The following is an 11,946-nucleotide window of genomic DNA, read 5'->3' as shown; positions in this document are numbered from 1 at the left end:
GGCCCGATAAAAATTCTGGCTGGGGTATCAATGAAGCAGTGCGTCGAGAACGCTTATGGATGGAAAAATGCTCTTTTCTTGTCTGGTCTGATTGTTGGATAAGCTGCTCCACAAATTCACCACTGCCCAAAATCCGCTCATCTGACTTCTCACGCACACCGAGCCGACGGCGCAGTGCACTGACAGCTGACCAGCCTCCCCGAGACCTTATAAGGCCGCCTCCAACCAAATCAGGACGATGCCCCTGATCAATTCCCTTTTTTACAAACTGGCGCTAGGCGCTTCTTGCCTCACCCTCCTTTGAGCCGAACCACTTAAGCACATAATCCCGATCCTGCCAGTCATTTCTTGCTCTGCCCTTTAACACTGAATGACCACACTACCTGTTATTCTTCTCTTTTCCTGTCCTCTTTTTTCTCTGTTCTTCCGCTTTCCACCCTTCCCTTCAGAAAGAGTTTTCTTCCAAAGAAAGCTGGCATTGACATAAAAGAAATCAGAAATATTGCTTCAAGGATTGTTGAGTTTATCGAGAATAGCCTAATGATAACATTGCCCAAAACGATACCAATAATCATGGAGCATATGATGAGCCAAATTGTGTTGAAAGCAAAACGAATATCATTGTTGCAATACCTGCACAGCCTATAAAGCCAAAACCGCGATGGGAAAACAAGGACCTCCCATCCCTTGACAGCTTGTTTCTTGCAATAAGGACACTCCAAGAACTTCACTGAGGATAGCTTCCACTCACGGATATGGGCCTATCAGGGGTCATGCTCATTTCCCCATCATTATAAATAATCTCATCTGCGTGGCGTGGCCCGACCCCCTTTTATACCTTCCTATCCTCTTTTGCCTTTGCTTTACCTCTTGGCCCTGTTCTTAAGCTCCAACCAAGGCCCAAAATCAGAAAAAGCACTACCCAAACATCAAAACCAAAAACCAGGTAATGAACAACCGAGTAAAGGATCAAAACAATTCCAATAACCTTCTTATTTGATTTTTTTGAATCTCCATTTTCTACCTGCATGGACTCATCTCTCTGTTTTGTATTCTCTCACGAATCCTGCTCATGGTCCTGCCAATGATTTCTGGCAAACCCAGAGCTTCCTTCACAGTCTGCTTCAGCATATTTCCCGCACTACCAACAATTGCGCCGCCAAGTGCACTTGGACCAGCACCAACGCCGAGCAAAGGAGTGCCAACTACAGCACCAAGAACTGCACCACCTGCACCACCTGCAAGGCCAGCGGTTATGATTCTTTGTCCTGCTGGACTATCCACATATTTGGCGATTAAAGGTCTTATTGCGGCACCAGCTGCAATCTCAGTCAGTTTGTCATACCACTTCAAGCCATGAGGGTCGACAAACAGTATGGGATCATTCAGGCAGTACCCATAAAGGTCAGTATCCCCGCCTGCAAAGCCTATAGGATCCTTTGCGGTCCACGTCCCAATATCCGGGTCGTAGTCCCTGAAGCCAAATCGCACGAGACCCGTGTCTCGGTCGTGTAGGCCGCCGGCAAATCCGAATGGGATTTCAAATGACAAATTCGTATCATTGATGACATTGCCAAATGAGTCATAGTCTATCCGTTTCACGGCCGTGCCTGAGGCATCTGCCACAATCCTCAAAGAGCCCACTTGGTCGTAGGTGAGGTAATAGGTTGAGCCGTCTTTGGTCATGGCAACGGGCATTCTGCCGTCGGCATATTCAAATCGCATGATGAGGTTGTCGCTTCCATCAAATACGGCCAAAAGCCTGGTCAATCCATCCCAGAGGTATTTTTCAGTGGTGACATCATTGACTCTCTTTGCAATTCTCCTGCCAAGAGGATCATGGACGTAGTCAATCACTGTGCTACCCGGCAAGGTAACACTCAAAAGCTCTCCACGGGAAGAGTAGTCGTAAGTCGTGATATCTATACCCTGAGTCTTGGTGGTAAGGAAACCGTCCGCATTATACTCGTAACTGGTACCATCCGCAGTCAACAGATGATCCTCATCCGAATAGTCAAAGGTCCTTCCGGCAATCTCCCTTAACGCATTCATCTCATAGGTGCGAGTCCCGTTTGGGCTGTATCGATATTCTTCAACTGGGGTGCTGTCCTTGGTGACGGTCAGAAGCCTTCCCATGGCATCGTAGGTATAGGCATAGCTTGAAGGAACCCCGTCAACCGTCTCCGCCTTCTCGGTTATCCTGCCGTTATCATCACGAGTCAGACTCCAGTCTGTCACGCTGCTGCCGTTGACGGTGAAGTCCGCTTCCTCCACCTCCCCGTAGCCGTTGAAAGTGCGGGCCAAACTCAAAACCCCGCCAGTGACAGACTCTGGCAGACCATTTCCGGCATTACGAAATACGGTGAAGCCACCGGCGCCGGTCAAAAGGCCATCATCGTCGTAGGTATAGATGTGGGTATTGCCGGCATAAGTGAAGCTGTTCAGGTTGAACTCGTTGTTGTAGCTGTAGCCTAAGGATTCATTCAGCGTACCGGTCAACGCCTCGGATGTGACGAGTTTCCCATCATAGCCGTATGTGATCGTCTCTGTTCCATTTGTGATTGATCCCACTTTTGTGCCGCAAAGATACGTCAGATCGATGTTATTCTCAGGGGTTTGGATCTGCTCCAGCCTGCCGTTGGCATAGATGTTGTTGATCTGGTTTCCAGAAGGAAAGTTGGTCTGGATGAGCCGTCTGTCTTTGTCGTAAATATACGTGTAGCTGCCGCTCAGCGGTGTCTGGTAAGCGCTGTTGCGATTGACCGCGTTGTATCCAAAGCCGTGGTCAATGGTGTTGGGATTGGTCAACACAGTCATGTTGCCGTTTTGGTCATACGTGAATCCCAGGGTCGAGGTATCCGGCCGACTGATTCCGGTCATGCGGCCTACGGCATCGTAAGTGTAGTATGTGATATGGTCTTCCGGATCGGTAATGGAATCAAGGAACCCCTGTGCGTTGTAGACAAAACTGGTTTCCCTGGTATTCGTGAGAATCGAAGTAAGCCTTCCTCGGGTATCGTACCCATAGGTCGTGTCATACAGACCCGGGATGGAAAGGGTACTGGTCACCAGCGTTGCAGGGTCATAAGTGGAGGTCACTGTCCTGCCTTCAGGCGACGTGACGGTCTTTTGAGATTGGAGCACGTTGTTCGCAAGTGTTGTCACCTTGCCGTTGACGGTCACTGTTTTCGTGATCAGATCGGCAATGTCGTCAGCGTCTGTATCCTCGTAGGTCTTTTCCCTAAGAGTAGTTCTTGTGAGGGCAGCCGGTGTTCTTTCCTGAGCTCCCTTCACTCGTTTAAACTTGTACTCGGAATCAATGCCATATTGGAAATCAAGATCCATGCCGCAAGGCAAAGACTTGTTTACAGTCAAGCCATCGCCTGATCGAGAATACAGTGTCTGAGCGGTTGTGGAATCAGAGATGGTAGAGGTGTAGGCCCCGGTGGAGTCCGTGTGGTCAAGATATGAGGCGAGGTTGCCTTCACCCGTGAGCACTTCTGTCAGAATATCTCCGTTTTCATAGGCAGTCCTGGCGTAATTCCAGTGCCCCCCTTCCTCATCCGTGGCATCTGTCAACCTCCCTATAGCGTCAAAAACGTGTTCAAACCGGTTTCCATCAGGTTCAATCTTTGCAGTCAACAGGCCGTCTGTCGTGTATTCAAAGCCGTAGTAGCTGCCATCTGGATAGGTAATTCGGGTCAGATGGTTTTCCCCATCAACGGTCAGCGTCGTCGTAATCCCGTCCGGTGAGACAATAGCAGTGGGCACGCCATTTGCGTCTCGATCAATCGTTGTCTGGTTGCCGAAGCGGTCTGTAATTGAGACCAATTCCTTTTCAACATTGTAGCCGAATTCAAAAAGGGTAACCCCGGTTTCAAGGTCGATGGTCATCTTGTGCCGGCCCGCGCTGCTCATGATATATCCCATGCCGTTGTCCTCGGCAAAAGGGATGTCTCCATGTGCCATGAAACGAGAAAGTTCTGATGGTATGCTCACTTTTCGAACTCGACGGGCGTTCAGGTCCGCAACATACAAGTTTCCTGCTGCATCAACCGCAACACCGGAGGGGGTGGTGAGTGATGCCTCTACGGCCGGTCCGCCGTCACCGCCGAATACTCCATCTCCGTTTCCTGCTAAGGTGGTGATGATTCCGCTGGTATCCACCTTACGGACCCGACGATTGAAGGCATCCGCGATATACAAGTTCCCAGAAGCGTCAACTTCCACGTCATAGGGGCAATAGAGTTGTGCCCCTACAGCTGGCCCACCATCGCCGCTGTATCCTCCGAAGTTTACGCCGGCCACTATGTCGATGATTCCGCTCTTGTCCACTTTTCGAATCCGGTTGTTGTAGGTATCGGCCACGTAGATGTTTCCGGAGGCGTCAACCGCCACGTCATAGGGGTAATAGAGTTGTGCCCATATGGCTAGCCCGCCGTCGCCCACCTTTCCTGAACTCCCGGTTCCTGCTACTGTATTGATAATACCTTTTGTGTCTACCTTCCGGATACGGTTCTGGTAGGTATCCGCGATATAGATGTTTCCCGAGGTGTCAACCGCAACTCCATAAGGACGAGAGAGATGTGCTTCCACAGCCGGTCCCCCGTCGCCCAGAGATCCCCCGCCCCCTGCCACAGTAGTGATGATTCCGTTTGTGTCCACCTTGCGGACCTTATGGTTGTAAGTATCGGCAATGTAAATGTCCCCGGAGGCGTCAACCGCTACGCCGTAAACGCTGGAGAGTTGTGCCTCTACAGCCGGGATGCCGTCATCCAGAGACCCCCCACCCCCTGCCACAGTAGTGATGATTCCGTTTGTGTCCACCTTACGGATTCGCTGACGCCCGTATTCCGCAATATAAATGTTTCCGAAGGTATCTATAGCAATACCGTGAAGATTATAAAACGATGTTTCTACGGCCGGGATGCCGTCATCCAGAGATCCCCCACCCCCTGCCACAGTGGTGATGATTTGAGGATCGTTCCGGGTCATCGTGCCGTTCCCTTTGTGGAGGGTAGAGGGATCCAGAGAACTTGACGAATGATGGACTGAGATCGTCCAACCCTCAGCAATTGCACCCTTTCGCAGTCCTTTGTTCACCGCAACGGGAATGCTGCTCCACTTCCACAAAACGGCATCCCCTGCACGAACTGGAACGGAAGTCAGATCTCGGCCGACCATGCCAAAGGCCTGCTCAAGATCAGGTGGAATCGTATAGACCGCGTCATAGACAAAGCCTACGCCAGCCTGAACTGTTGTGGTTCCACTTACTTGCCTACCCAGCTGATTTAACCCATCCCACACGAATTCGGCCTTCCGATTCGGTAAGGGATCCAATGTCTGTTCCAAGACTTGACCTGCCACCTGGATTTTAACGATAATCCGTTTAAGACCTTCCGGCAATGTGTCTCCACTGGCTGGAACAAAGATTTTGTAACGGTATCCGTCGATTCGATTGCTGGCATAGTGCAGTGTAAAATTTGACCCAGGGACGAGAATATCTTCATGGAAAATCCGTCCTCTCTCTTCTACAAATGAGCTAATGTGCCCCTGGCAGTCACCTTCTTTTTCCTTTTGTTCGTCAACATCGACCTTTCCCTCTGGGTCGGGGGAAATGGAACCTTCCGGTCCTTGTGGTGTTAGTGGTACTAGGCTCTCGATCAACCTCGCGGCCCAATTCAAATCACAGGGGCTGAAATGGCTTGTGGCTACCCGCCAAAAGGTAGAATCCACAGGATATCTAATGGGATCATCCAGGCCTGTAACTTCATCACTGAATGAACTGTCATTGTTGAGGTCATCGGGGAGATCGTCTCCATCGGCGTCTAAGGCATCCACAACACCATCGATGTCTGTATCAAGCAATCGTACCACCACACCGTTGTCTTCCGGTACCCACACGCCTCTATCCCGGTCGTAGTACCCCACAGGAACCGCCATGCCCACGTCAAAGCCCAGGAAGTTGTCCACCCAGGTGATCACGGGCTTTTCAAACCGCACCCTTTGGGCGCCATCTACGGCAAGTTCCACACAGTAAGTATAGGCTGAGGTTGGGGGTAGTATGGCCGGCATGGACTCCGGGGTCGTGTATTCGGTGGCCCGGGTCGTGACGGTGGTCAGCTCATGAACATCATTGCCGTTTTCATCTACCAGATAGGCGTGATTGTCTCCCGTGAAGACCATAGTACAGGCGCGGCTGCCAAAATCGTCAGTCACCTCCGTGCTCTGGTGGGTGACCACTGTATCCGGATTGCCGTCAAAAGTGACGGTGGTACCTGCAGGGTCTTGGGTAACCATGACAACAGTCTCTGCAATGGCGATGTCGTTCCACGGGACATAGACCTTGCGTTGAGCTGCCAACAGCCCATCGTTTTGATAGACCACCGTGATGGTCGCCCCGCCCTCCACAGGGATGGAGAATCGACCGTCAGCGTCCGTTACCACACTGCCGTATTCCGGATGGTCGTGGATGGTGACAGAAACATCGGCGATTCGAGAACCGGCCAGATCTTGAACCAGGCCGGTAATTACGGAAAAGCGTTTGGCATCGTATGATTCAACGGTAGCGTCAGGCGGGACAAGATCCTCATATTGTTCGCCGAAGGAGCCTTCTGGCTGGGGCTCTGGGTTGCCTGTCACCGAGACGGTGGCCTGAGCACTGGCAGAGCCAGTAGGCCCCGTGACAGTGATGGTATAGGTGGTTGTGTGCTCAGGGGAGACAATGGTTGATCCGTTTACAGATACGACACCGATGCCGTTATCAATGTGGGCGGTTTGTGCGTTGGTGGAGGTCCATGACAGGGTGGAGGACTCGCCAATCTGAATGCTTTCGGGGTTTGCCGAGATGGTCACAGTGGGCGTAGTTGAGGTGACAGTCACTGTAACACTATCTGTCGCTGTGCCACCAGGGCCAGTGGCTGTTATCGTGTATGTGGTAGTCTCTGCAGGTGAGACCGGCATCGAACCATTTACAGGAACACTTCCAATACCCTGATCTATGGTGGCAGAATCTGCGTTGGTCGAACTCCATGACAAGGTGGCCGACTCCCCGACCACGATGGTCTCAGGATCAGTACTGATGTCTACTGTCGGTGGAGGCAGCGTGAGCGTTACGGTGACCTCCTGGGTCGTGGCGCCACCAGCCCCCACGGCGGTCAGGGTGTATGTTGTGGTCTCGGTTGGCAAAACCTCCAGAGAACCGCTTTCAGCCACTATCCCAACACCCTGATCAATGCTAACACTGTCAGCATAGGCTGTGGCCCATGTGAGCGTGCTGGATGCGTCAAGGGTGATGGATTCGGGATTTGCAGAAAAAGTCACCTCTGGCGGGGGCATGGGGCTTTGGTTTCTTACCTCTATTGTCAGGGATGCCCTGGGGGCGCCCCTGAGAAAAACCATCAAAAAGTTGCTGGGTTCCAATGAAACCTCTTCTTCAAGGACAACATCGCTACTCCCCAGGAAATCGCTGAGTGGAATAAGCGTGAAGTTGACAAGGACAAACCCTCCCCGCATTTCTTTGTCCGGCGTCTTCTTGGTGATAGTAATGACCCCATCTTCAGGATCATCCACCGCAAAAACATGAAAGGACGCGTAGGTGTGCGTCCAGCCGATTATACAATTTCTGGGTCCGAATACGGTCTGATCGTCAGCATAAAGGGATGTGGCAAGGCCAGGTAAGACTAGAAGGAGAGCGGTGAGGCAAAGGATTTTTCTTAACATGATTTCCCCCTAAGCTTGTTATTTGAGCGAAAACGGTTTTGGAACAGTTCAAGCGCAGCACCTCTGAACAAGAACCCTTTGAATCGGTGAAAACCTCAGTAATTTTCATTTGTTACAAACGGCTAGCCCTGTAACATCGATCACGAGAATTGTCAAACAGTGATTTGTGGAGCAGGGAAAAAGAGGGAGCATCGCTGGTGCGGAGTAGCATTCGGGCCACAATTGACTAACGGCCCGTTTTTGAGTAATAAGCATCAAGCATGGCTTTTGCTTTGGACCGCTTCGCTAAATCAAAAATAATCCACCGGCTCTGCCGGTGAGAATTGAAAAGGCTCTGCCGTTTCAGGCGTTAACATTATAGACAGGATTTACTGGATGGACAGGATTTTTTTGCCTTTCCTGAAGAAAGGCAACAAGTGTCATCCCTTTTCTAGGGGAAAAATGGGCCTCATTGACGGGAAATTAAAAACCACATCCTTGAGATCCTGTTCATCCTGTCAAAAAGAATGAACGAGGGTACAGGCCCCTTTTACGGGCCTTCCTCATACCACCAGTTCTACTGGTGGTGGCTTATTGGTCCCACAATTCTCCACACCAAAATGTTGTTTACCCAACCATTGGCCTACAAATATGTCGGACGCTAGCAATGTCTTGTTCTGGGTACAATCGTAACTAGCTCATATCATTGCAGAGTAGGTAGTGGCCTAACAATTGCTATAAACAAGCTGAAAACAGGCCAAGGGTTTGCTTGACAAAACACAATGGAATCAAAAGGAGGATGGACAGATGATTTGCAAAACCGCAGAAGACGTTTTAAGCGTTGTAAAGGACACGGATGTCAGCTTCATTCAGTTCTGGTTCACTGATGTCCTGGGGATCCTGAAGAGTTTTGCCGTCACGCCCTCTGAGCTGGAGGAGGGCCTCACAGAGGGAATGGGGTTTGACGGGTCTTCCATTGAAGGGTTTGCCAGGATCGAAGAAAGCGACATGATTGCCAAGCCCGACCCGACCACCTTTCAGTTTTTGCCATGGAGGCCCAGCGACAGGCCTGTGGCGAGGATGTTTTGTGATATCCTTCAACCTGACGGCAGTCATTATGAGGGCGATCCCCGGTATGTGCTGGAGCGGGTTTTGAAAAAGGCAACAGACAAGGGTTATACCTATTATGTCGGTCCGGAGCTTGAGTATTTTTACTTCGAAAACAACGAGATCCCCAAGCCCATTGATAAAGGGGGATATTTTGACACACGGCCTTTGGACATGGGCAGTGATTTGAGAAGAGAGACCATCTTCGCCCTTCAGGACATGGGAATTCAAATAGAATACAGCCACCATGAAGTTGCCCCGAGCCAGCATGAGATTGACATGCGTTTTGACGAAGGCCTGAAGATGGCAGACAATACCATGACGCTGAGGATTGTGGTCAAAGAAATTGCCAGGCAGCAGGGCTTCTATGCCACCTTCATGCCCAAACCGATTTTTGGTGAAAACGGGAGCGGCATGCACACGCATCAGTCCCTGTTTGACGGAGGGAGGAACGCATTTTTCGATGCCAACGATCAGTACCTTCTATCTGCTACCGGCAAATCTTACATTGCAGGAATCCTGCGGCATGCAAGAGAGATGGCAGCCATTACCAATCAGTGGGTCAACTCCTATAAACGCCTGGTGCCGGGTTACGAGGCGCCGGTCTATGTCTCCTGGGCCAGGCGCAACCGCTCGGCCATGGTTCGAGTCCCCATGTACAAGCCGGGAAAGGAGAAAGCCACACGGATGGAGTTCCGTTCGCCTGATCCGACCTGCAATCCGTATCTGGCTTTTGCGGTGATGCTGGCTGCAGGCCTGAAAGGGGTTGAAGAAAACTACGCGCTTCCGGAGCCGGTCGAGGAAGACATCTACGAGATGGATGAGGAAGCACGTGATCGCGCGGGCATAGACTCCTTGCCGGGCAGCCTTTTTGAAGCGATTCATGAGGTGGAAAAGAGCGAGCTGGTACGCGAGACCCTGGGCGATCACATATTCAACAAGTTCGTTGAAAACAAAAAGATCGAGTGGGATCGCTACCGCACCCACGTGAGCCAGTATGAGATTGAAAAATACATGCCAATAATGTAGAAAAGCTATCATCTCGCCTGCTCCGCTCGAGAGCGCAGAGATCACAGAGATGACTCTTATCTTGGCCTGATTTTTTGAGAGGGAAACATCAGGCCAAACTGTCAGCCTCTGTCGGGACGATCACTATTGTGTTTGTATGTTGCATCCAAGACGGAGTCCAAACACGTATGCGAAGCATTGCAGCTTGAGCAAATTTCCTCTCTCAGGAAATCTGCTCAAAAACTCTGTGGCTCCGCGGGCTCTGTGAGAGATAAGGATCCCCAAGATTAGCAGAAGGGACATTGTTCGCTGTTATGAAGATCGCTTTAGCCCAGATCAATCCCACTATCGGGGCTTTCAAGGGCAACACGGAAAAGATGATGGGGTTCATAGACAAGGCAAGGGGCCTTTCCTGTGATCTTATCATCTTTTCGGAGCTTGTTATCTCCGGGTATCCTCCTCGGGACCTTCTGGAGAGGCAGGACTTTGTGGCCGCGAACCTGCGCCATCTCGAAGAAATCGCTGAGTCCGTGAGAGGGATCGGGGTTATATGCGGGTTTGTAGGCGAAAACCCGGATCAGGAAGGTCATCCCCTCCACAACTCAGCAGCCCTTTTTGATTCAGGAAAAATCCTCCACCGGTCTCACAAGAGGTTACTTCCCGACTATGACGTCTTTGATGAAAAAAGGTACTTTGAGCCAGGTACCCAGTGCTCCTCTTTCTTGTACAAGGGCCGGAATATTGGACTGACCATCTGCGAGGATATCTGGAACGACAAAGATCTCTTTTCACGGAATGTGTTTTCACGAAGGCTTTACCCGGTTGACCCTGTAGCCGCCATGATCCAAAAAGGGGCTGATCTTATCATAAATATTTCGGCCTCTCCCTACTATGCCGGCAAGACTGAATTCAAGCAGGACATGCTCGGCGATCTTGCCAAGAAGTACGGGATTCCTCTCCTTTATGTAAATCAGGTGGGCGGCAATGACAGCGTCCTTTTTGATGGCGTCAGCATGGCCTTTGATTCAAGAGGCTGGCTGGCGGCCCGGGCTGGCGATTTTGAGGAGGATATTGTCCTTTTTGACACTGACACGCAAAAAGGTGAACTCCACCAAGTCAGTGGAACGGAGGCAGAATCGATCCTGAAGGCCCTGGTTATGGGGACGAGAGATTATATTCGCAAGTGCGGATTTGCCAGAGCTATCGTTGGATTGAGCGGTGGAATTGATTCGGCCCTTACTGCCTCTATTGCGGTTCAGGCTCTTGGCAAGAAAAATGTGATGGGTATTTTTATGCCTTCCCAGTATACGTCTCACGAAAACTTCGAAGACACCAAATCGCTGGCAGAAAATTTAGGGATAGAGTTCGTTCAGATGCCGATTGCAAGTATATTTGAAGGGATTTTACACGAACTCCCTCCGGTTTTCAAAGATGTGGCTACAGAGGTTACAGGCCAGAATATCCAGGCCCGTATCCGGGGCGCACTCCTCATGGCGTTTTCGAACAAGCTCGGGGGACTTCTTCTATCAACAGGGAACAAATCTGAACTGGCCGTTGGCTATTGCACGCTTTACGGTGATATGAGTGGAGGGCTGGCTGTCATCGCCGATGTTCCCAAGATGACGGTCTATGAACTTGCTCGTCTGATCAACAAGAAGCAAGAAGTTATCCCCGGGAGAATTCTTAAAAAGCCTCCTTCCGCAGAACTCAAGCCTGACCAGAAAGATCAGGACGATCTGCCGCCTTATGACATTCTGGACGGGATATTAAAGGCATATATTGAAGACAACAAAGGGGCGGAAGAGATCATTGCCATGGGATTTGATCCGGTCATCGTCAGAGAGACCCTATGCCGGGTTGATCGCAATGAATACAAACGACACCAGGCCCCGCCGAGCTTAAAGGTCACCACAAAATCATTCGGTTATGGGAGACGATTCCCTATAGCCCAAGCGTATTTACCCACCTGCAAGTCATAAGCAGTAACATCGCATCTGATACCATTTTATTTTTACATTGAAAACCTGGTCTGGGCCAGGTCAGAGATAGATGGCTCTGCCTTGGAGTTTTGTGTCTAAAATCACAAATTCCAAGCACCAAATTTCAAACAAATCTCAAATTCCAATATTC

The 11,946-nt window shown here is 50.6% G+C and carries 5 protein-coding genes; 2 read left to right on the top strand and 3 right to left on the bottom strand.

What is annotated here, in order from left to right; all coding sequences use genetic code 11:
• Positions 1-386: 386 nt before the first annotated feature.
• From JW883_03715 to JW883_03705, 3 genes are all read right to left on the bottom strand, one after another.
• A complete protein-coding gene (locus JW883_03715) occupies positions 387-575 on the bottom strand; it encodes a hypothetical protein (GenBank protein MBN1841376.1) in 189 nt (62 codons plus the stop codon).
• A 257-nt stretch (positions 576-832) separates the two neighbouring features.
• Positions 833-1,030 (bottom strand): hypothetical protein, encoded by a 198-nt coding sequence (locus JW883_03710; GenBank protein MBN1841375.1) that lies wholly within the window; start codon positions 1,028-1,030, stop codon positions 833-835.
• A complete protein-coding gene (locus tag JW883_03705; GenBank protein ID MBN1841374.1) occupies positions 1,021-6,963 on the bottom strand; it encodes a hypothetical protein in 5,943 nt (1,980 codons plus the stop codon). The genes JW883_03710 and JW883_03705 overlap by 10 nt, the downstream gene beginning before the upstream one ends.
• A 1,545-nt stretch (positions 6,964-8,508) precedes the next feature.
• On the opposite strand from JW883_03705, the gene JW883_03700 reads away from it, so the two are divergent.
• Both JW883_03700 and JW883_03695 read left to right on the top strand, forming a co-directional pair.
• Positions 8,509-9,837 carry a glutamine synthetase gene (locus tag JW883_03700; GenBank protein ID MBN1841373.1) on the top strand — a complete coding sequence of 443 codons (1,329 nt, stop codon included), beginning with the start codon at positions 8,509-8,511 and terminating at the stop codon, positions 9,835-9,837.
• Between the two features lie 293 nt (positions 9,838-10,130).
• A complete protein-coding gene (locus tag JW883_03695; GenBank protein ID MBN1841372.1) occupies positions 10,131-11,795 on the top strand; it encodes an NAD+ synthase in 1,665 nt (554 codons plus the stop codon).
• The last annotated feature ends 151 nt before the right edge of the window (positions 11,796-11,946 follow it).

It is taken from the genome of Deltaproteobacteria bacterium, from assembly GCA_016930875.1.
GTDB lineage: Bacteria > Desulfobacterota > Desulfobacteria > Desulfobacterales.
The sequence above is the reverse complement of the archived record's forward strand: the minus strand, read 5'-3'. Positions and strand labels throughout refer to the sequence as shown.